The sequence below is a fragment of the Flexivirga caeni genome (assembly GCF_003724155.1).
In the GTDB taxonomy this organism is placed as follows: domain Bacteria; phylum Actinomycetota; class Actinomycetes; order Actinomycetales; family Dermatophilaceae; genus Flexivirga; species Flexivirga caeni.
This window is the reverse complement of the sequence record NZ_RJJQ01000008.1, coordinates 60,550-81,414: the sequence shown is the minus strand read 5'-3', so window position 1 is coordinate 81,414 and position 20,865 is coordinate 60,550. Positions and strand designations below refer to the sequence as shown.

Genomic DNA, 20,865 nt, shown 5'->3' with positions numbered 1-20,865 from the left:
CATGCTCTCTGCCGGGTAGATTCGCTATCCGTGACGACATGCGCTCGCTGCGGGGCCGAGCTTGCCGAGGGGGTGCGCTTCTGTTCGTCCTGCGGCGCGGCCGTCGCGCAGGGTGGTTTGCAGGCGCCGGTGCGCAAGCACGTGGTGATCCTGTTCTGCGACCTCGTGGGGTCGACGACGCTGGGTGAGGGTGCCGACCCCGAGGCGCTCCGTGAGCGCCTGGCGCGCTACTTCGACGCGGTGTCCCGCGTGATCTGGTCGTATGGCGGCACGGTCGAGAAGTTCATCGGTGACGCGGTGATGGCGGTCTTCGGCGTCCCGGACACCCGGGAGGACGACGCGGTGCGTGCGGTGCGGGCCGCGATCGGCATCCACGAAGCGGTCGCTGACCTGCCCGGGCTGCACGTGCGCATCGGCGTCAATTCCGGCGAGGTCTTCGTGACCCATCAGCCGGACGGGCAGTTCTCGGTGACGGGCGATGCGGTCAACACCGCTCAGCGGCTCGAAGCCGCGGCCGGCACCGACGAGACGTATGTCGGGGACACCGTCGCCGAACTCGTCCGTGCGCACGTCGTGCTGGATGACGTCGGTGAGGTCCTGCACAAGGGCAAGACGGTGCCGCAGCAGGTGTTCCGGGTCGCCGCGGACCAGGACCGGATGGTCGAGGTGCGCGAACCGGCGTTCGTCGGTCGCGAGGTGGAGCTGGCCGACCTGGCCGCGCTCGCCGATCGCGCGGCCGCCCGCGAGGAGGGCTGGCTGCTGACGTATGTCGGGGAGCCAGGCATCGGCAAGTCGCGGCTGGTCCGCCAGTTCGCGGCCGGTCGCGGCGACGCCCTGCGCGTCGTCGTCGGCGGCGCCGACGCGATGAGCACCGGCGCGTTCGGGCCGTTGGCCAGCTGGCTCTCCGGCCTCGACCCCGACTGGGAGGCGTATGTCGAGACCCTCCTCGGGGGTGATGCAGCTGCGGTGCTGCACCGCTTGCGCCCCGCGGTCGGCCGCTCGGACGCGCAGACCTCCATCGACGACGTCGTCTGGGCGGTGCACACGGTGCTGGCGAAGCTGAGCGAGAGTGCGCCGGTCGCCTCGGTGTGGGACGACCTGCACTGGGCGACGGAAGCGCAGCTGGACTTCATCGGCAGACTCGCCACGGCGTGCCGCAACCTGCCTGTGCTCACCATCTGCCTGACCCGGCCGGAACTCTTCGACGCCAACCCGGCCTGGGGCGGTGGTCGCAAGTCGCGGGTCGAGGACGTCATACCGCTGGGCGAGGAGGAGATGCTGGCGCTGGCTGCTGAGCGGATCGCGTTGCAGGACAACGAGATCGACCTCACCGCGGAGGACCTGGTGGCGCGTGCCGACGGCAACCCGCAGGTGGTGCAGCTGCTCGCGCAGTCGGCCGCGGCGGGCGAGGGGTTGCCGGCGTCGGTGACCCAGCTTTACGAGGCGGCGCTCGACCGGCTCTCCGCTGACGAGCGGGCACTGGTCGAGGTCGCTTCCGTCTACGGCCGGAGCTTTCCCCTCGCGCCGGTGGCAGCGACCGCCGGGCTCGCCGACGCGGGCGTCGTGGTCGACCGGTTGCGCAGCCGCAATGTGCTGGAGGTCACCGGCGAGGGTGGTTACCGCTTCGGGCAGGCGGTGTTCATGCAGACGGCATACCGCACGATGCCCAAGCGCACTCGCATCACTCGGCATGCGGCGCTCGCCGACTGGCTGGCGGAACACCGTCACGAGGTTGCCACCGACACCGTGCCTCTGGTCGCGTCCCACCGCCGCCGGGCGTACGAGTTGCTGCAGGAGATCGACGGGCCGCCGGAGGAGTTGGCATCGCTGCGCGAGTCGGCTGCAGCCAGCGGGATGCATGCGCTGCGGGCGATGGAGTTGCGCAGCGACCCGTCCATGCCCGACCTGCTGGATCAGGTGAGTCAGCTCCTGGCACCCGGCGACGCAAGGTTCTTCCGGCTGGCGCTGAGCCACCTGGTCGTCGGCACCAACTTCATGCGCGATCGGTCGCGCTGGACCGAGGTCGGAGAGCGCATCGAAGCCAGGATGGCCGCTGATCCGGTCTGGCAGGTGGTGGGTCCGGTCCTGCGCCATCACCGCGGAATGCGTACTGGACTGCTGACCGCAGCCGAAGCACGCACAGAAGGCAGGGCGATGCGTGAGAGACTGGGGGGCTTTCCGGACGCACCGGCCAACGCCGTCCAGCTGGCGCGCCTCTACCTGTCTCAGGCGGAGGCGGATCTGGGGAACCTGACCGCCTGCCATGCGCTGTGCCTCGAAGGCATCGCACAGGCCCACGCCTGCGAGGATGGCTTCTTCGAACAGGTCTGGCGCAACTTCGACATCCAGATCGGCAACTCCGGCAATGCGCCGTTCCGTGAGGTCATCGCAGACACCCGTCACGTGCAATCGATGGTCGCCGCGAACAGGGGACTCTGGGCCACGACGACGTCGGTGCTGGCGAGTGCGCTGGCGTGCAACGGGCAGTTCGACGCTGCGTGGCACGAGTGGGATGACCTGACCGCAGCGCTCGGCGATGACGTGGAGCGGCTCCCTCATGTCACGCAGTACCTGCCGCGGATGCTGTCCGCGGCAGGGCGACTCGCAGACGCCGCACATGCCTGGGCCGAGCTCGTCGACAAGGCACAGCGGTTCTCGATCCCGACGCTGGCATGTGGCTGCATCAGCGGCGCCGCTCGGGATGCGATCTTTGCGGGGGATCTTGCGACGGCGCGGACGATGCGCGGCCAGGCCGGCACGATCGAACTGCATGACAACTTGTCAGCTCACCGGGACAACGCGATCGCGTTCACCCACGCCATTGAGTGCGCCCTTGCCGGCGATCGCCCGGGCGCGGAGGCGTGGATGGACCGCGCCACGGGCATCGACCGACCCGAGGAGAGCCTGCTGGAGGCGGGCTATATCAACAGTTTGGCAGCCATCGTCGAGCACCTCCTGGGCGACGAAGCCGCCTCACGCACGGCAGCCGAAGCGGCGAAGGAAGCCTTCGACGCCAAGGGCGCGGTGGCGCTGCGTGACCAGGTCGACGCCTGGGTCGCCAATGCCGACAGGCTGCGCACGGCAGCAGACGCGGTAACCGGTTGACCCACCAGGCAAAATGGCTTTCCGTGACGACCTGTGTGCGGTGCGGAGCCGACCTGCCCGACGGCGCACGCTTCTGCGCCTCGTGCGGTGCAGCCGTCACCCAGGGCGGGTTGCAGGCGCCGGTGCGCAAGCACGTGGTGATCCTTTTCTGCGACCTCGTGGGGTCGACGACGCTGGGTGAGGGCGCCGACCCGGAAGCGCTGCGCGAGCGGCTGTCCCGCTACTTCGACGCCGTCTCCCGCGTCATTTGGTCGTATGGCGGCACAGTCGAGAAGTTCATCGGCGACGCGGTGATGGCGGTTTTCGGCGTCCCGGCGACCCGCGAGGACGACGCGATCCGCGCGGTGCGCGCGGCCACCGGCATACACGAAGCAGTTGCCGACCTGCCTGGCCTGCACGTCCGGGTCGGCGTCAACTCCGGCGAGGTCTTCGTCACCCATCAGCCGGATGGGCAGTTCTCGGTGACCGGGGATGCAGTCAACACGGCTCAGCGGCTGGAGGCTGCTGCTGGCACGGACGAGACGTACGTCGGCGACACCGTTGCCGAACTCGTCCGCGGCGAGATCGTCCTGGACGACGTCGGTGAGATCGTGCACAAGGGCAAGACGGTGCCGCAACAAGTCTTCCGGGTCGCCGCTGACCAGGACCGCATTATCGAAGTGCGCGAACCCGCATTCGTAGGCCGCACAGTCGAATTGGCCGATCTGAACGTCCTTGCCGACCGGTCTGCCATGCGGCGCCAGGGCTGGCTGCTGACGTATGTCGGTGACCCTGGCATCGGCAAGTCCCGGCTGGTCCGGCAGTTCACGGGCGGGCGCGGCGGGCTGCGGGTCGTCGCCAGCAGTTGCGATGCGATGACCACCGGCACGTTCGCCCCGCTCACCCGCTGGCTCGCCAGCCTGGCCGACGACTGGCAGGCGTGTGCCGAGGGGCTGCTCGGCGACTGCGCACCACCGGTGCTGCAACGGCTCCGATCGGCGGTCGGCATGTCCGACAGTCCGACCTCCGTCGACGACGTGGTCTGGGCGGTCCGGGCACTCCTTGCCGCCGTCTGCGAGACCACGCCGGTCGCATCGGTGTGGGACGACCTGCAGTGGGCGACGCCGACGCAGCTGCAGTTCATCGGCGCACTCGCGGCTGCCACCCGGACGCTGCCGGTGCTGACGATCGGCCTCGCCCGGCCCGAGCTCTTCGAGATCGACCCTGGGTGGGGCGGTGGCCGCAAGGCCCGTGTCGAGGACCTCGAACCGCTCGACTACGACGAGATGCTCACGCTCGCGGCCGAGCGGATCGCCCTGCAGGCCGGCGAGGCCAATATCACCGCCGAGGATCTGGTCACTCGCGCCGACGGCAACCCGCAGGTGGTGCAGCTGCTCGCGCAGTCGGTGGCCGCCGGGGGAGCGCTGCCTGCCTCCGTGACCCAGCTCTATGAGGCCGCCATCGACCGGCTCGGCCCCGACGAACGCGCTGTGGTGGAGTCGGCGGCGGTCTACGGCCGCCTCTTCCCGGCCGCCCCGGTCGCGGCGCTCGCCGGCGTGTCCGATGCGGGCGCCGTCCTCGACCGGCTGCGCGACCGCAACGTGCTGGAGGTCGCCGGGGACGGTGACTACCGCTTCGCGCAGGCGGTGTTCATGCAGACGGCATACCGCACAATGCCGAAACGCACTCGCATCACCCGGCATTCGGCACTTGCCGACTGGATCGCCGGCCACCGGGACGCCATACCCGCCGACTCCGTCGCACTCGTCGCGTCGCACCGGCAGCGCGCGTTCGACCTGTCGCAGGAGATCGACGGATCGCTGACCGAGCGGACGCAGTTGCAGGCCGCGGCGGCCGACGCCGCGATGGAGTCGATGCGCGCGATGCGGTTGCGCGGCGACCCGGGAACGCCCGACGCGATCGACCGGTTGCTCGACGTGCTGCCCGGGGGTGACGCCCGGCACTTCGAGGTCGCCCACGCGGTCGCACTGGAACGCACCGACCTGACCGACGTGTCCCGCTGGAGCGGCTGGCTGGACCGGCTCGACACGGCGATGGGTGCCGATCCGGTATGGCGGGTGGCGCGCACCGCCATCCGGCACTGGGCCGCGGTCAGCAGCGGCGAGCTCACCCTGGAGCAGACCCGTGCCGAGGGCAGGCGGCTGCTCGCCGAACTGGATGACCTCGGATCAGTCCACCCGCTGGCGGTCGACCTGGTGTCGCTCTATCTCGCGCAGGCGGAAGCCAACCTCGGCTATTTGTCCGCCTGTCACGAGTTGTGCCTGACCGCGATCGCGCGGGCACGACGTGACGGGCAGCACTTCAGCGAGCGCATGTGGCGCAACATCGACCTCCAGATCGCGTATACCGGGACCACCCCGGTCCAGGAGGTGATCACCGACGCGCGGACTCTGCAGCAGCTGGTCTCCGGGCACGCGCACATCTGGCGCACCACGACCGCGGTGCTGGCCGGAGCGCTGGCGATGAGCGGTGAGCTGGAGGAGGCGCGGTCCTGGTGGGAGCAGCTTGATGCCGCGCTGCAGAACGTTCCGGTCCGGCTGAGAGCCTATGATTTGCAGCACTTTCCGCGGTTGCTGCTCGCCGAGAGCGCTCCGGGTGATGCGGCCCGCTTCTGGGCGGCGCGAGCCGCGGAGACCGAGTCGCCGAGCTTCGTCACCGCCATGCTGGGGAGCGCCGCGCGCGACGCGATCTTCGATGGTGACCTGGCGTTCGCCGTCGAGTGCTCGCAGCGGGTCGTTGCGGTGGACCTGCCCGCGAGCCTGGCGTTCCAGGAGGACGTCAGCACGGCATACATGCTTGCCGTGCAGTGCGCACTGCGCGGCGACCGCATCGGCGCATTGCGGCAGATCGAGATCCCGGAGCGGGTGGACCCGCCGGAGGAGAGCCCGGTCAACGCCGCATTCGGGTGCACCATGCGCGCCATCGTGGAGCAGCTGCTCGGCGACGACGCGGCCCGGCAGGAAGCCGCCGGCCAGGCACGCGCCGCGCTGACCACCAAGGGTGCGACCGCGCTGGTGCCTCAGGTCGAGCGATGGGTCGGCAACGCGGAGCGCCTCCGGGGCGGCGCCTGGAAGAATGACGCCTCGTGATCACCTGTTGGCGTTGCGGTTTCAACTCACCCGCCGGCACGAAATTCTGTCCCAACTGCGGTGCGGCGCTCGCAACCGGTGCGCTTCAGGCGCCGGTCCGCAAGCACGTCGTCATCCTCTTCGTCGACATCGTCGGGTCCACCGGGCTGGGTGAGTCGATCGACCCGGAGGCGCTGCGCGCCGGGCTGGCCCGCTATTTCGATGCGGTGTCCCGCATCGTCTGGAAGTACGGCGGCACCGTGGAGAAATTCATCGGTGACGCGGTGATGGCGGTCTTCGGCGTCCCGGCCACCCGTGAGGACGACGCGATCCGCGCGGTGCGCGCGGCCACCGACATACACGCCGCAGTGCACGACCTATCCGGCCGGATGCAGGCCCAGCTCGGCCAGCGGCTCCGCGTGCGGATCGGCGTCAACTCCGGCGAAGTCTTCGTGACGCACCAGCCGGACGGACAGTTCTCGGTGACCGGCGACGCGGTCAACGTCGCGGCCCGTCTCGAGGCAGCGGCCGACGCCGACGAGACGTATGTCGGCGACACGGTGGCCGCGCTCGTGGGCAACGAGGTGTCGCTCGACTTCGTCGGCCCGATCACCCATCGTGGCAAGACCGAGCCGCAGGACGTTTACAAGGTGTCCGACCGGGACGGGCGGGTCGGCGACATCCGGCGCACGCCGTTCGTCGGGCGCGCGTCGGAACTGCGCGACCTCGACGCGATCGCCGACCGGTCGCAGCGACGCGGCGCCGGTTGGTTCCTGACGTATGTCGGTGAGCCCGGCATCGGAAAGAACCGTCTGGTGGGGCAATTCGTCGACGGACGGGACGGTTTGCGGGTGCTGCGCAGCATCGCGCAGCCGCTCGGCACGGACGGCAACTACGGGCCGCTTGCCAAGCTGCTCTCGGCGATCAGCGAGGACTGGGCCGAGACCGTGCAGGGTCTCTTCGACGAGCGCACCGCCACCGCGATCGTGCGCCGGCTTGAGTCGGCGACGGCGCGGTCGGAGGAGCCGACCTCCACCGAGGACATCGTGTGGGCTGTGCGCAAGGTGATCTCGCGCCTGTCGCTGAACGGACCGATCGCGTTGTGGTGGAAAGACATTCACTGGGCGAGCGAGCCGATGCTCGACCTGATCGAGCAGCTTGTCGAGCCGCTGCTGACCGACCCGGTGCTGACCATCTGCACCACCCGGCCGGAGCTTTTCGAGCGTCGGCCGATGTGGGGCGGTGGGCAGCAGTCCCGGGTCGAGCCCGTCGACCCGCTCAGTGCCGGCGAGCTGCGTGAGATGGCCGCCGAGCGGATGCCCGAACTCGAAGCAGCCGCAGCCGAATCCGGCCGATCACCGGAGGTCGCGCTGGACGCGCTGATCCGCCGCAGCGACGGCAACCCGCAGGTCTTCGAGGTGCTCCTCGGCTCGATGTGCGACGGGGAGGAGCTGCCGGTTTCGGTGCACACGCTCTTCGAGGCGACGCTCGACCGGCTGACGCCGATGGAGCGTGCCTTCTGCGAGGTCGGCGCCGTCCTCGGCCGCGAGTTCTATGCCGAGGCGGTCGGTCCGGTGCGCACCGCGAACCCCGACCCGGAGGACACCGGCAACGAGGTGGCCGGCCGGCTGCGGCAGCTGAACATCCTGGAGATGGTCGGCCAGGACAGCTCCGGCTTCACCCGATACGCGTTCGCCCAGTCGATGCTGATGGAGACCGCCTACCGCACCCAGGCGCGCCAGGTGCGCTCCGAGCGGCACCTGCGCGCAGCCGACTGGCTCACGAAAAATGCTGAGCGGCTTGAAGGTTCGCAACGTATGGCGATCGCCGAGCATGCCCGGAAGGCGTATGCCGAGCTGGCCGCAGTGTCGTCGGACACCGCCTTGCTGTCCCGGGTGCGGGACAGGGCGGCAGCTGCTTCGTTCGACGCGGCAGAGGAGCTGGACCTGCGCGGCGAGCCGGGTGCCCGGGCGGCATACCTCGATCTCATCCCGCTGTATGCCGACGGCGACCCCAAGCTGCACGACGTCGCGCACCGGGCGTTCATGCGCTCTGACCACATGAGCTTCCACGAGGTCGAGGAAGTGGTGCAGCGCTTCGACAAGAAGCTGGACGAGTCACCGGCCTGGCTGGTCCACCGGGAAGGGCTGCTGCTTGCCGGGCGCCTGCAGACTGCCGCGACGACACCGCTCGAAGGCATCGCAATGAGCACCGAACTTGTCGGTGCCACAGCGGAATTCGACGACTTGTCGTCGATCGTGCTCGACGTGGGTTGGGCTCGGGTGATCGCTTACGGGCTGGCCGGACGGATGACCGAGGGGCTCGGCGAGGTGAGCCGGCTGACCGAGATCGCGGCGGCTGCGGGGGACCGGCCGGTGCGCCGGCGACTGACCAATGCGCGCGTCGAATACGCGATGTGGAGTGACGAGCCGGTCGAGCTGGTGCTGCAGGACGTGGACCAGGCGATCGCGGCGGGCGGGGCACGGCGCGAGCGGGTGCTCAGCCTGCTGCCGTTGCGCGTGTGGCTGCGGGCGATGCAGGGCGACCGCGCCGGCTCGACGCAGGACTGGGAGCAGACGAAGGCGTTGTCCAGCGGGCCGGATTACCTTGCCCGAGAAGCGGATCGGTGGGCGATGGCGCTCTATAGCTTCGGCGAGGCCACTGAGGCCGCGGAGGTGCTCGTGCAGTCGCTGGACCAGATTGCGCCGATCATGCAGCTGGACAACCGGATGTGGGTCGTCCGGTTGCGGTTGCGGGCGGGGGACCTGGACGGGGCGCTGGACGCGTTCGACGGCGACTTGGAAACGCCCACGCTGGAGGACGACGGGTACAGCCCCGGCCTGCGTGACTCGGTCGTCGCGCAACTGCTGGCTGCGACGGGCAACGCCGGCCTTGCTCTGACACGGGTCGAGGAGTCACGGGCGGCGATTGCGGGTATGTCGATGCCGATCACCCTCGCCGAGCAGGCAGTCGACGAGGCGGTCACCCACCTGCTGCTGGGTGACGCACGGTCGGCCGCCGGCGCCGCAGACCGGGCGCGAAACGCCTACCGGCGCAAGGGTGCGGAAATCATGGCGGATCACGTGGACGACTGGCTGGCTGCGGCGAGCCGGCTGAGGGGAGCTACTGATGCGCACTGAGCAGCGCACTTTCCGCACCGGCGGCACCGAGGCGGTGCTCGACATCACCCGGGACTGCGCGGAGTTCGCCCGGGTCGGCCCGGACGGGCTGCTGCACGTTTTCGTGCCGCACGCCACGGCCGGCATCGCGATCATCGAGACGGGTGCGGGCAGCGATGACGATCTGCTGGCGGCGCTCGCGGACCTGCTGCCCGCCGACGACAGGTGGCAGCATGCGCACGGGAGCCGCGGGCACGGCCGGTCGCATGTGATGCCGGCACTGATCCCGCCATACGCCACGGTGCCCGTCGTGGACGGACGACTCACGCTCGGCACCTGGCAGAGCATCTGCCTGGTCGACCTCAACGTCGACAATCCGGTGCGGACGGTGCGGTTGTCGCTGATCCCGGGCTGACCCGGTTCGCCGGTGACGCGGCCATGGGAAGATGTGCGCTGTGACGGCGACTCTCCTGGACGGCAAGGCAACGCTCGCGGCGATCAAGGACGAGTTGCGGGCGCGGGTGGCCGCTCTCGCGGCGCAAGGCATCGTGCCGGGGCTCGGCACCGTGCTGGTCGGCGATGATCCGGCCTCGCACTGGTATGTCGGGGCGAAGCACAAGGACTGTGCCAGCATCGGCATCCACTCGATCCGCCGCGACCTGCCCGCGACGGCGACCCAGGCCGAGGTCGAATCCGTCATCGATGAGCTGAACGTCGACCCGGCATGCACCGGTTTCTTGGTGCAGCAGCCAACCGGTCTCGACGAATTTGCCTTGTTGTCAAGGGTTTCCTCCGAGAAGGACGTGGACGGGCTGCACCCGGTTAACCTGGGCAAGCTGGTGCTCGGCGAGGACGGTCCGCTGCCGTGCACACCGATCGGCGCACTGGAGTTGTTGCGCCGGTATGACGTGCCGATCAACGGCGCCGAGGTCGTCGTGATCGGCCGCGGCCTGACCGTCGGCCGGCCGCTCGGCCTGCTGCTCACCCGGCGCAGCGAGAACGCCACGACCACGTTGTGCCACACCGGCACCCGTGACCTGGCGGCGCACACGCGTCGGGCCGACATCATTTTCGCGGCCGCGGGAGTGCCGGGTCTAGTCACGGCCGACATGGTCAAGCCGGGCGCGACGGTGCTCGACGTCGGGGTCTCGCGCGTTGACGGGAAGATCGCCGGCGACGTCGCACCAGACGTCGCCGAGGTCGCGGGTTTCCTGACGCCCAATCCCGGCGGTGTCGGACCGATGACCCGGGCGATGCTGCTCAGCAATGTCGTCGCCGCGGCGGAACGGGGTGCGGCGGGCGGCGAGGCTGCGCGGGCGGGTGCGCCCTCGGGGAACGCGTGACCAGATTCCCACTCGGGCCGCTGTGGTGGTTCGTCGCAGTCGGCAGCGCGCTGGGGCTGGTGGTGATCGCCATTGGTGAGGTGCGCGCCGGCGGTTACCTGCTGGCGGTGGTCCTCGGGTTGACAGGAATCTTTCGAATCTCCTTGCCGGACAAAGCGGTCGGCGCCCTCGCCATACGATCCCGGGCAGGGGACGGCGCCGCGCTCATCATCCTGGCCATCGTCGTCGCGATCCTCTTCAGCATCCTCAAACTCACCCCGCTCCCTGCGTAAGCGGGCGTCCCGAAGGCTCGACGGTCGCGACTCCGGGACGGGTTCTGCGGGGTTTGGCGTCCCGAAGGCTCGACGGTCGCGACTCCGGGACGGGTTTTGCGGGGTTTCGTGTCCCGAAGGCTCGACGGTCGCGACTCCGGGACGGGTTCTGCGGGAGACTGCGTCCCGAAGGCTCGACGGTCGCGAGTGCGGGACGGGTTCTGCGGGGTTTCGTGTCCCGAAGGCTCGACGGTCGCGAGTGCGGGACGGGTTCTGCCGAAATCAGCGTCCCGAAGGCTCGACGGTCGCGAGTTTGTCACCCGAAATGACGCTGCCAGTCGTCACGGATCACGACCCGCGGTCCGCCCGCCGCGACGATTGTGTCCGTGATCCGCTCAAGAACCCGAAGCGGCTGCGTGTACATCGCCGAGGAGGTGATGAGGACGAAGCGCCACCCCATGGCCTCAAGCTCCTCACGCCGCAGGATGTCGCGCTCCCACTGATCAATCCGTTCGATGTGGTGCCGCCCGTCGAACTCGACAGCGACCTTCCACTCCGGCAGGGCGAGATCAAGTTCGCGCTTTCGGCCGGTGGATTCGTCATAGACCATGTGATTGATCGACGGCGGGGGAAGCCCGCCGCTGAGCATGAGCAGCCGCAAGCGGCTCTCATTGGGGGAGTAGACCTTGCCACGGACCAGCGCGGCGGCTTCCCGCGCGTGCTGGGCGCCATGGGCCGAGACATCGGCAACGAAGTTGCGCAGATATGTCGGACTGCATGCCTCGCGGCGAACCAGGGAGTCGCCGAGCACGAGTAGGTCGACGAGTTCGAGCGACCGGGCCAGGTCCAGGAAGGTCTGGCCCGGCGAGGTGAGGTGAATTCCTCGATACCGCAACAGATTCGGCGGGTTCTTGTAGAAGTGAAGGAAGACGCCGTCCCGCTTGCTGTGGCGCCGGATTCGGGTGCCGAGATGCAGATTTGAGGCGAGCGGGGTGACGCCACCGAAGACACGAGCCGCGCTGTACTGAGCGGCAAACTGTGCGCCGTCGATGACGCGAATCGCGAATGCGAGCTGTTCGATGTATGTCGGTCGGGCGCCCGCCTTCACGTAGGTACCGCGGAACAGCCGCCGATACTCGCCTCGCTGAAGGTCGCGTTTCGTGAGGCCGGCGGCGTACGCCTCTTCAGTGGTGAACAGGTCGGGGAGCGCAAGCTGCCGCCGGATCGGGATGGGTGCAGTCATGCATCGCAGGGTTGCAGGGTTCAGCGTCCGCCCGCAGAAGTTATCCACAGCCGCGGCTTCGGTCCCACGGCCCGAAGGCTCGACGGTCGCGAGTGCGGGACGGGTTCTGCCGGAGACGGCGTTCCGAAGGCTCGACGGTCGCGAGTGCGGGACGGGTTCTGCGGGAAACGGCGTTCCGAAGGCTCGACGGTCGCGACTCCGGGACGGGTTCTGCCGGAGACTGTGTCCCGAAGGCTCGACGGTCGCGACTGCGGGACGGTGCGAGCCGCCCCCAACCCACACACAAACGGGCGCCGGCTTCGAAAAGCCGACGCCCGCGTGAGCTGTATGTCGAGACGCCCCTATCACCGGGCCGCCTCGACGAGACGACCTCAGATCAGCCCGAGCTCCTTGACGGTGTCGCGCTCGGAGACCAGCTCGCGCACCGACGCGTCGATCTTGCCGCGCGAGAAGTCGTCGATCTCCAGTCCCTGCACGATGCTCCACTTGCCGTCGGCGACGGTGACCGGGAAGGAGGAGATGATGCCCTCGGTGACGCCGTAGGAACCGTCGGACGGCACCGACATCGAGACCCACTTGCCACCGGTGCCGAGCTGCCAGTCGCGGGCGTGGTCGATGGTGGCCGACGCCGCGGATGCTGCGGACGATGCGCCGCGCGCGTCGATGATGGCGGCGCCGCGCTTGGCGACGGTCGGGATGTAGGTGTTCTCGATCCAGTCCTGGTCACCGACGGCCTCAGCGGCGGACTTGCCGCCCACCTGCGCGTGGAACAGGTCGGGATACTGCGTCGCGGAGTGGTTGCCCCAGATCGACATCTGGCTGATGTCGGAGACGGTGACGCCGAGCTTGGCGGCCAGTTGCGCGAGCGCGCGGTTGTGGTCCAGCCGGGTGAGGGCGGTGAAGCGCTCGTTCGGGATGTCGGGCGCGTTGCTCATCGCGATCAACGCGTTGGTGTTGGCCGGGTTGCCGGTGACCGTGACCTTGATGTCGTCGGCCGCGACCTCGTTGAGGGCCTTGCCCTGCGGGCCGAAGATGCCGCCGTTGTCCTTCAGCAGGTCGCCGCGCTCCATGCCCGGGCCGCGCGGCTTGGCGCCGACGAGCAGCGCGTGGTTGACGCCGTCGAAGACCTTCTTGGCGTCGTCGCCGATCTGCACGCCGGCCAGCGTCGGGAACGCGCAGTCGTCGAGTTCCATGACGACACCCTCGAGCGCCTTGAGCGCGGGGGTGATCTCGAGCAGTCGCAGCTCGACGGGGGTGTCGGGACCGAACAGGTCGCCCGCGGCGATCCGGAAAAGAAGGCTGTAACCGATGTTGCCGGCGGCGCCGGTGACGGCGACCTTGACTGGCGTTGCGCTCACGAGGACTCCCAGTGGGATGAGGTGAAATCTTTCGCGTATGACGCTAGCAGCGGCTCGGCCGGGCCTGGCACCGAGGTCTTGTCGCGGGACCGATAGCCTGGTATGGCGCGAGCAGCGCCATACCACCGGTGGATCACCGGCACCAGACGAGCAAGGAGCCAGAAGCAGGCATGGAGAAGATCAAGGTCAAGAACCCGATCGTCGAGCTCGACGGTGACGAGATGACCCGCATCATCTGGCAGTTCATCAAGGACCGGCTGATTCACCCCTACCTCGACGTCGACCTCAAGTACTTCGACCTCGGCATCGAGAACCGCGACGCGACGGATGACCAGGTCACGATCGACTCCGCCAACGCGATCAAGGAGTATGGCGTGGGCGTCAAGTGCGCCACGATCACTCCGGACGAGGCGCGCGTCGAGGAGTTCGGGCTGAAGGAGATGTGGAAGAGCCCCAACGGAACGATCCGCAACATCCTCGGCGGCGTGATCTTCCGCGAGCCGATCATCATCTCCAACGTGCCGCGGCTGGTGCCGGGCTGGACCAAGCCGATCATCATCGGCCGTCACGCGCACGCCGACCAGTACAAGTCGCAGAACTTCAAGGTGCCCGGCGCCGGCACGGTGAAGATCACCTATGAACCCGCCGACGGCAGCGAGCCGCAGGTCTACGAGGTGGCGACGTATGGCGACGACGGTGGCGTCGCGATGGGCATGTACAACTTCAACAAATCCATCGAGGACTTCGCGCGCGCATCGCTCAACTACGCGCTGCAGCGCAAGGTGCCGTGCTACCTGTCGACGAAGAACACCATCCTGAAGGCGTATGACGGCCAGTTCAAGGACATCTTCCAGCGCATCTTCGAGGACGAGTTCAAGGCCGATTTCGACGCGGCCGGCATCACCTACGAGCACCGGCTGATCGACGACATGGTCGCCTGCGCGATGAAGTGGGAGGGCGGCTACGTCTGGGCCTGCAAGAACTATGACGGTGACGTCCAATCCGACACTGTCGCACAGGGTTTCGGCTCACTCGGGCTGATGACTTCGGTGCTGATGACGCCCGACGGCAAGACCGTCGAGGCCGAGGCGGCGCACGGCACGGTGACCCGTCACTACCGCCAGCACCAGCAGGGCAAGGCCACCTCGACCAACCCGATCGCGTCGATCTTCGCGTGGACGCGCGGCCTCGCACACCGCGGCAAGCTGGACGAGACCCCGGACGTCACGCAGTTCGCCGAGACGCTCGAGCGCGTCTGCATCGAGACCGTCGAGGGCGGCCAGATGACCAAGGACCTCGCGCTGCTCGTCGGCCCGGACCAGCCGTTCCTCACGACCGAGGAGTTCCTCGCCGCGCTCGACGAGAACCTGCAGAAGGCGATGGCCGCCTGAGCCGGTAGCACGATCCGCGAACGGGCGGTCAGGGTGATCTCACCCTGACCGCCCGTTTCTGTCGATGCCGGTCGCCTTGTCGGCCGACCGGGACTGGTGGGCTATACGTGACTGAATGTGCCGAGCGCCTCACTGCGATCGGCGAGGGCTTGCAGCGCCGTCGTGGACAATGGAAGCCATGACCGACAAGCGCGAGGTCCGGACCTGGCTGACCGACATGGACGGTGTGCTGGTGCACGAGGAGCACGCCATACCAGGGGCGGCCGACTTTCTGCGCCGGCTGCAAGAGCTCGATCTCGGCTTCCTGGTGTTGACCAACAACTCCATCTATACACCGCGTGACCTGCGGGCGCGGTTGCAGGCCAGCGGCATCGACGTCCCTGAGGACGCGATCTGGACGTCGGCCCTGGCCACCGCGCAGTTCCTGAACGACCAGCGGCCCAACGGGTCGGCATACGTGCTCGGGGAGGCAGGGCTGACGACGGCGCTGCACGACGTCGGCTACATCATGAGTTCGCGCGAGCCCGACTACGTCGTGCTGGGGGAGACCCGCACCTACTCGTTCGAGGCGATCACCAAGGCGATCCGGCTGATCGCCGCCGGGTCGCGGTTCATCGCGACCAACCCGGACCCGAGCGGGCCCTCCACGGACGGGCTGTTGCCGGCGACCGGCGCGATTGCCGCGCTCATCACCCGCGCGACGGGTGTGGAGCCCTACTACGTCGGCAAGCCGAACCCGCTGATGATGCGCAGTGCGCTCAACCGCATCCAGGCGCACTCGGAGACGACCGTGATGATCGGCGACCGGATGGACACCGACATCGTGAGCGGGCTGGAGGCCGGGCTGCGCACGATCCTGGTCCTGACCGGCTCGACCAGCGCCGCGCAGGTCGCCCGGCACCCGTTCGTGCCGACGCGGGTCGTCGACTCGATCGCGGACGTCGTGCCGCTGGTCGACGAGTTCGCCGCGCGCGACTGACCTCCCGCAACGGGCAAGGAGGTCAGGCGCCGACTGCTGTGCGGAAATGCTCGATCGTGCGGCGCAGACCCTCCTCGAGCCGGGTGGTCGGCTCCCAGCCCAGTCGCTCCTTCGCCAGTGAGATGTCCGGGCGCCGGCGCGTCGGGTCGTCTTGGGGGAGCGGCTGGTGCACGATCGGCGAGCTGCTGCCGGTCAATTCGACCACCAGCTCGGCGAGTTCGAGCATGGTGAATTCGCCGGTGTTGCCCAGGTTGACCGGGCCGGTGAACGACGGGTCGGACTCCATCAGCCCGATCAGCCCGGCGACCAGGTCGTCGACGTAACAGAACGAACGCGTCTGCGTGCCGTCGCCGAAGATCGTGATCGGCTCGCCGCGCAGCGCGAGCACGATGAAGTTGGAGACCACCCGCCCGTCGTCCGGGCGCATCCGCGGACCGTACGTGTTGAAGATGCGGGCGACCTTGATCGGCAGATCGTGCTGGCGCCGGTAGTCGAAGAAGAGCGTCTCCGCGCACCGCTTGCCCTCGTCATAACAGGAGCGCACGCCGATCGGGTTCACGTTGCCCCAGTAGCTCTCCGGCTGCGGGTGGACCTCCGGGTCGCCATACACCTCGGAGGTCGACGCGAGCAGGATCTTGGCTCCGGTGCGCTTCGCCAGCCCGAGCATGTTGATCGAGCCGTGCACGCTCGTCTTGGTGGTCTGCACCGGATCGCGTTGGTAATACACCGGACTCGCCGGGCAGGCGAGATGGAAGATCTCGTCGATCTCGACATACAACGGGAACGTCACGTCGTGCCGCACGAGTTCGAACGCCGGGTTGGCGAGCAGGTGATGCAGGTTGGAGCGGGTGCCGGAATAGAAGTTGTCCACGACCAGCACCTCGTCGCCGCGCTCCAGCAGCCGCTCCACCAGGTGCGACCCGATGAAACCCGCCCCACCGGTCACCAGGACGCGCCGGTCGGTCATGACGCCCCCCGGCCGCTGTGCCGCCGCACGAAGTTGGCCAGGTCGGCGCTCTGCTGGACCCGCGTCGGCTGGTGCACGTAGGTCATGTGCCCGGACTCATAGAAGTGGTGCTCCAGACGGGGGAGCAAGGCAGGAGCGAAGCGGGCGACGTCGTCCATTGCGCAGTAGTACGGCGTGGCGCCGTCGTAGTAGCCGTAGGCGAAATGCACTGCCAGGTGGGGGTTTTGGCGCATCGCCCGCTCCAGCCGGTCGATCACATAAACCGCGGAGTTCTCGAACTCGTGGAAGCTCCACTCCCGCCCGACGTCCTCGCTGATCGTCCGGTAGACCTGCTCGCTGGTCACGCCCAGCTCGCTGCCGAGATAGTGCTGGAACGCCGCGGCATACGGCCCGATGATCGCATCCATCGACGGGTCCGCATCCATCTCCTCGGCGATCCGGCTCCCCGCGAGGCCGGTGAACCGGGCATCGATGCGGCCCACCGTCATACCCTCGTCGCGCAGCAACTCCCCGCAGAAGCGCCAGTGCTCGATGCGTAAATCCGCGCGGTCGACGTAGTCCTCACTCAGCCCGGTCAGCGCCGCAACCCGCGAAACCGCCTCTGCACGCTCGGCTTCGGTCAGCCGATTGCCTCGCGACAGCACCCACGGGTAGTCGCGCGACGCATACTCCTCCGCCTCGTCCAGCACCTCCCGCAACGGCCGGTCGCCGTGCTTGCCGTGGAAGTGCGCCGTCGCGGCATAGAAGGGCAGATAGAGCGCATACGCCCGGTCGTTGCCGTGCTCGAAGTTGGCGGTCCCGAAGTCGAGCACGCTGCTGATCATCATCAGCCCGTTGAGATACATCCCCAGCTTGTCCTGCAGGTGCTGCGCGAGTGCAGCGGCGCGCGTCGTGCCGTAGGACTCGCCGGCGACGAACTTGGGGGACAGCCAACGGTTTTCGCGAGTCGTCCAGGCGCGGATCACCTCGCCGACCGACCCGATGTCCGCAGTGAAGCCGTGGAACTCCTTCGGCTTGCCGCCGGCGACGACCCGCGACAGGCCGGTCGACACCGGGTCGATGAAGACCAGGTCGGTGACGGCGAGCAGCGTTTCGGCGTTGTCGACCAAACCGTATGGCGGCGGCAGCAACTCGCCCACGTCGCCCATCTCCACCCGCCGGGGTCCCAGCAACCCAAGGTGCAACCACAGGCTTGAACTGCCCGGCCCGCCGTTGAACGCGAACGTCACCGGCCGCTCCCGCGGGTCCGCGTCGTCCAGGGTGTATGCCGTGACAGCCACCTCCGCAACCGGCTTACGCCCTTGCCAGACACCGTCTTTCAGGTCGTCGGCACGCAACACGACCGTGCCGGACTCACTGGTGTAGGCGAGCAGCCCCGCAGCCGTGGACACCGTGTGTGACCGGCGGACCAGCACATCCTGCGGATCGGGCGTGGCCGCCGCGGCGTCGCTGGCGAGAGCGTGGGACTCGGTGTTCACCCGTCGCAGACTAGTGGCCCGCGGTCATCGAGCGGTCGTCCACGCCCGGCGCGATGACCAGGTTGACGCCGCACCGGCTGATCGCCTGCCGGGCGTCCTCGTCGAGTTCGGCGTCGGTGACGAGGGTGTCGACCTGGTCGAGCTTGGCGATCGTCGACAACCCGATCGTGCCCCACTTGCTGTGGTCAGCCACCACCACCACGCTCTTCGCCGAGTGGATCAGCGCCCGATTGGTCTGGGACTCCTGCAGATTGGGGGTGGTGAGGCCGGCGTCCAGGTCGATGCCGTGCACGCCGAGGATCAGCGTGTCGACGTGCACGGTGCGCAGCATCTCGTTCGCGACCGGGCCGACCAGCGCGTCCGAGGGCGTCCGCACCCCGCCGGTCAGCACCACCAGCCGGTCGTGGTCCTCGGGGTCGAAGAGCAGGTCGGCGACCCGCGGCGAGTTGGTGACGACCGTGAGCCGCTGGACGTCGCGCAACTCGTGCGCCACGGCATACGCCGTCGTGCCCGCCGAGATCGCCACCGACGACCCGGGGGAGATCAGCGCGGCGGTGGCGCGCGCGATCTCCGATTTCGGCACGGGGTACATCTCGGACTTCGCGGTGAAGGTCGGCTCGTCGGCGCTGCGGTCGGCACGCGTGGCGCCGCCGTGCACCTTGCGCACCACGCCCTTGCGCGCGAGCGCCTCGATGTCGCGCCGGATCGTCATATCGCTGACGTGCAGCTCGGCGACCAGCTCCGAGACCCGGATGCCGCCGTGCTCCTCCACGGCATGGGCGATGAGGTCCTGCCGTTGTCTGGCGAGCATCGGATCTCCCTTCGGGCGCCGCGTTTCCGTCATATCTAAACACGATCAAACACCAGGCCGGTTGCTTGGCCTCGATACGCGGAGCAGCACGGAGTGAGAGACTGGCCGCCTCCACGTCATACCCCATGCGCCGACCGGCGCCACGAAAGGCAGCACACCCCTTCCATGAGCGACACGTCCAGCGTCCCCAGCCCGCGGATCCTCTCCGGCATGCAGCCGACCCATGACTCGCTGCACCTCGGCAACTACCTGGGCGCCCAGGTCAGCTGGGTGCGCATGCAGCAGGACTTCGACGCGTTCTTCTGCGTGGTCGACCAGCACGCGCTCACCATCAACCCGGACCCGGCCGACCTGCTCCGCCGCACCCGCGTCACCGCGGCGCAATATCTCGCCGGCGGCGTCGACCCTGACGTGTCAACGGTTTTCGTGCAGTCGCACGTGCCCGAGCACTCCCAGCTCGCCTGGGTGCTCAACTGCATCACCGGGTATGGCGAGGCAGCTCGCATGACCCAGTTCAAGGACAAGTCCGCCAAGCGCGGCACCGACGGCACCAACGTCGGCCTGTTCACCTACCCGATGCTGATGGCCGCCGACATCCTGCTGTATGACGCCACGGCCGTTCCCGTCGGCGAGGACCAGCGCCAGCACCTGGAGCTGACCCGGGACCTGGCACAGCGCTTCAACTCCCGCTACGGGCAGACCTTCGTCGTGCCCGACGCACACATCCCCGAAGGCACCGCCAAGGTGATGTCGCTGCAGGAGCCGACCGCGAAGATGAGCAAGTCGGCTGCCAACCAGAACGGCAACCTGATGATGCTCGATGAGACCCGCGTCAACACCAAGAAGATCAAGTCCGCAGTCACCGACACCGACAACGCGGTGCGCTACGACCCGGAGGCCAAGCCGGGCATCGCCAACCTGCTGCGCATCCACTCCGCACTGTCCGGCGACGCCATCGACGTCCTCGTCGAGCGATATGCCGGGGAGAACAAGTACGGCGCGCTGAAGACCGACGTGGCCGAACTGGTCGCTGACGTCCAAGGCCCGTTCAAGGCACGCGTCGACGAGCTGCTCGCCGACCCCGCCGAGCTGGACCGCATCCTCGCCCGCGGCGCCGAACGCGCCCGCTCCGTCGCGTCGGTCGTGCTCGAACGTGCTTATGACGCAGTCGGATTCCTCCCCGCGGGCGCACCCCGGTCATGAAGACGATCGGCGTCTCGATCCCGATCCCGCCGCCCTACGCGCACGAGCTGCAGCAGGCCCGGGTCGAGGCCGGCGACCCGCTCGCGCACGCGGTGCCGCCGCACGTGACGCTGATGCCGCCCACCGCGATCGACGACGACCAGGAGGCCGCGCTGCGTGCGCACCTGGCCGGCGTCGCCACGGCGCACCCGTCGTTCCGGATGACCCTGCGCGGCACCGGCACCTTCCGGCCGATCTCCCCCGTCGTCTTCGTCGCGATCGCCGAAGGCATTGCCGAGTGCGAGCAGCTGGAGCGCGCCGTGCGGTGCGGCCCGGTCCGGCGCGACCTCGACTTCCCCTACCACCCGCACGTCACGATCGCCCACGGCGTGCCGGATCCGGCGCTGGACGCCGCGTTCGAGGGACTCTCGGCATACCAGCGCAGCTTCCCGGTGGCCGGTTTCGACCTCTACGAGCACGGCGAGGACCACGTATGGCGCCCGGTGCTCGCCTGGCGGCTGTGCGGTGGGACGGCAGCGACCGGCGTTAGGTAAACCTTATTTCGATATC

Annotated in this window: 16 protein-coding genes; 10 read left to right on the top strand and 6 right to left on the bottom strand. The window is 68.6% G+C overall.

Annotated elements, in window-relative coordinates:
• Positions 1–30: 30 nt before the first annotated feature.
• From EFY87_RS09430 to EFY87_RS09405, 6 genes are read left to right on the top strand one after another with little or no spacing between them, the layout of a single operon-like run.
• Positions 31–3,105 (top strand): adenylate/guanylate cyclase domain-containing protein, encoded by a 3,075-nt coding sequence (locus EFY87_RS09430; RefSeq protein ID WP_148043295.1) that lies wholly within the window; start codon positions 31–33, stop codon positions 3,103–3,105.
• Between the two features lie 23 nt (positions 3,106–3,128).
• Positions 3,129–6,194 (top strand): adenylate/guanylate cyclase domain-containing protein, encoded by a 3,066-nt coding sequence (locus EFY87_RS09425; RefSeq protein ID WP_158607571.1) that lies wholly within the window; start codon positions 3,129–3,131, stop codon positions 6,192–6,194.
• Positions 6,191–9,313, top strand: coding sequence for an adenylate/guanylate cyclase domain-containing protein (locus EFY87_RS09420; protein ID WP_123271230.1), 3,123 nt, complete (start codon positions 6,191–6,193; stop codon positions 9,311–9,313). Before EFY87_RS09425 ends, EFY87_RS09420 begins: the two co-directional genes overlap by 4 nt.
• Positions 9,303–9,707: a YjbQ family protein gene (locus EFY87_RS09415; protein ID WP_123271229.1), complete on the top strand. Its 405-nt coding sequence runs from the start codon at positions 9,303–9,305 to the stop codon at positions 9,705–9,707. Before EFY87_RS09420 ends, EFY87_RS09415 begins: the two co-directional genes overlap by 11 nt.
• 40 nt (positions 9,708–9,747) lie before the next feature.
• Entirely contained in the window at positions 9,748–10,635 is an 888-nt protein-coding gene (locus tag EFY87_RS09410; protein WP_123271350.1) for a bifunctional methylenetetrahydrofolate dehydrogenase/methenyltetrahydrofolate cyclohydrolase, read from the top strand.
• Positions 10,632–10,907 carry a DUF3017 domain-containing protein gene (locus tag EFY87_RS09405; protein ID WP_123271228.1) on the top strand — a complete coding sequence of 92 codons (276 nt, stop codon included), beginning with the start codon at positions 10,632–10,634 and terminating at the stop codon, positions 10,905–10,907. The genes EFY87_RS09410 and EFY87_RS09405 overlap by 4 nt, the downstream gene beginning before the upstream one ends.
• Before the next feature lie 295 nt (positions 10,908–11,202).
• Here EFY87_RS09405 and EFY87_RS09400 read toward each other — a convergent pair whose 3' ends face one another.
• From EFY87_RS09400 to EFY87_RS20290, 3 genes are all read right to left on the bottom strand, one after another.
• Complete coding sequence (locus EFY87_RS09400; RefSeq protein ID WP_123271227.1) at positions 11,203–12,129, bottom strand: endonuclease domain-containing protein; 927 nt, start codon at positions 12,127–12,129, stop codon at positions 11,203–11,205.
• A 371-nt stretch (positions 12,130–12,500) separates the two neighbouring features.
• Positions 12,501–13,487 (bottom strand): malate dehydrogenase, encoded by a 987-nt coding sequence (locus EFY87_RS09395; RefSeq protein WP_123271226.1) that lies wholly within the window; start codon positions 13,485–13,487, stop codon positions 12,501–12,503.
• Positions 13,484–13,630, bottom strand: a complete 147-nt coding sequence (locus EFY87_RS20290) for a hypothetical protein (protein ID WP_158607570.1) — start codon at positions 13,628–13,630, stop codon at positions 13,484–13,486. The genes EFY87_RS09395 and EFY87_RS20290 overlap by 4 nt, the downstream gene beginning before the upstream one ends.
• A 27-nt stretch (positions 13,631–13,657) precedes the next feature.
• Here EFY87_RS20290 and EFY87_RS09390 point away from each other — a divergent pair, with 27 nt between their 5' ends.
• Both EFY87_RS09390 and EFY87_RS09385 read left to right on the top strand, forming a co-directional pair.
• A complete protein-coding gene (locus EFY87_RS09390) occupies positions 13,658–14,878 on the top strand; it encodes an NADP-dependent isocitrate dehydrogenase (RefSeq protein WP_123271349.1) in 1,221 nt (406 codons plus the stop codon).
• A gap of 169 nt (positions 14,879–15,047) precedes the next feature.
• Positions 15,048–15,857, top strand: a complete 810-nt coding sequence (locus tag EFY87_RS09385) for an HAD-IIA family hydrolase (protein WP_425459358.1) — start codon at positions 15,048–15,050, stop codon at positions 15,855–15,857.
• Positions 15,858–15,879: 22 nt separating this feature from the next.
• On the opposite strand, the gene EFY87_RS09380 is transcribed toward EFY87_RS09385, so the two are convergent.
• Genes EFY87_RS09380 through EFY87_RS09370 form a run of 3 tightly spaced genes read right to left on the bottom strand, consistent with a single transcriptional unit; the run spans position 15,880 to position 19,113 of the window.
• Positions 15,880–16,824: a UDP-glucuronic acid decarboxylase family protein gene (locus EFY87_RS09380; RefSeq protein ID WP_123271225.1), complete on the bottom strand. Its 945-nt coding sequence runs from the start codon at positions 16,822–16,824 to the stop codon at positions 15,880–15,882.
• The gene (locus tag EFY87_RS09375; RefSeq protein WP_245988565.1) at positions 16,821–18,302 is read right to left on the bottom strand and encodes a S10 family peptidase; all 1,482 of its coding nucleotides are present in this window, start codon (positions 18,300–18,302) and stop codon (positions 16,821–16,823) included. The genes EFY87_RS09380 and EFY87_RS09375 overlap by 4 nt, the downstream gene beginning before the upstream one ends.
• A 10-nt stretch (positions 18,303–18,312) precedes the next feature.
• A complete protein-coding gene (locus tag EFY87_RS09370) occupies positions 18,313–19,113 on the bottom strand; it encodes a DeoR/GlpR family DNA-binding transcription regulator (protein WP_123271223.1) in 801 nt (266 codons plus the stop codon).
• Positions 19,114–19,278: 165 nt separating this feature from the next.
• Here EFY87_RS09370 and trpS point away from each other — a divergent pair, with 165 nt between their 5' ends.
• Together trpS and EFY87_RS09360 are read left to right on the top strand one after the other, a co-directional pair.
• Positions 19,279–20,316 carry a tryptophan--tRNA ligase gene (gene trpS, locus EFY87_RS09365; RefSeq protein ID WP_123271222.1) on the top strand — a complete coding sequence of 346 codons (1,038 nt, stop codon included), beginning with the start codon at positions 19,279–19,281 and terminating at the stop codon, positions 20,314–20,316.
• The gene (locus tag EFY87_RS09360; RefSeq protein ID WP_123271221.1) at positions 20,313–20,849 is read left to right on the top strand and encodes a 2'-5' RNA ligase family protein; all 537 of its coding nucleotides are present in this window, start codon (positions 20,313–20,315) and stop codon (positions 20,847–20,849) included. Before trpS ends, EFY87_RS09360 begins: the two co-directional genes overlap by 4 nt.
• The last annotated feature ends 16 nt before the right edge of the window (positions 20,850–20,865 follow it).

Excerpts from the sequence above, each read along its gene's own strand:
- EFY87_RS09380 (WP_123271225.1), bottom strand. The coding sequence starts at position 16,824 with ATGACCGACCGGCGCGTCCTGGTGACCGGTGGGGCGGGTTTCATCGGG.
- EFY87_RS09370 (WP_123271223.1), bottom strand. The coding sequence starts at position 19,113 with ATGCTCGCCAGACAACGGCAGGACCTCATCGCCCATGCCGTGGAGGAG.
- EFY87_RS09385 (WP_425459358.1), top strand. The coding sequence starts at position 15,048 with ATGGAAGCCATGACCGACAAGCGCGAGGTCCGGACCTGGCTGACCGAC.
- EFY87_RS09390 (WP_123271349.1), top strand. The coding sequence starts at position 13,658 with ATGGAGAAGATCAAGGTCAAGAACCCGATCGTCGAGCTCGACGGTGAC.
- EFY87_RS09415 (WP_123271229.1), top strand. The coding sequence starts at position 9,303 with ATGCGCACTGAGCAGCGCACTTTCCGCACCGGCGGCACCGAGGCGGTG.
- EFY87_RS09360 (WP_123271221.1), top strand. The coding sequence starts at position 20,313 with ATGAAGACGATCGGCGTCTCGATCCCGATCCCGCCGCCCTACGCGCAC.
- EFY87_RS09400 (WP_123271227.1), bottom strand. The coding sequence starts at position 12,129 with ATGACTGCACCCATCCCGATCCGGCGGCAGCTTGCGCTCCCCGACCTG.
- trpS (WP_123271222.1), top strand. The coding sequence starts at position 19,279 with ATGAGCGACACGTCCAGCGTCCCCAGCCCGCGGATCCTCTCCGGCATG.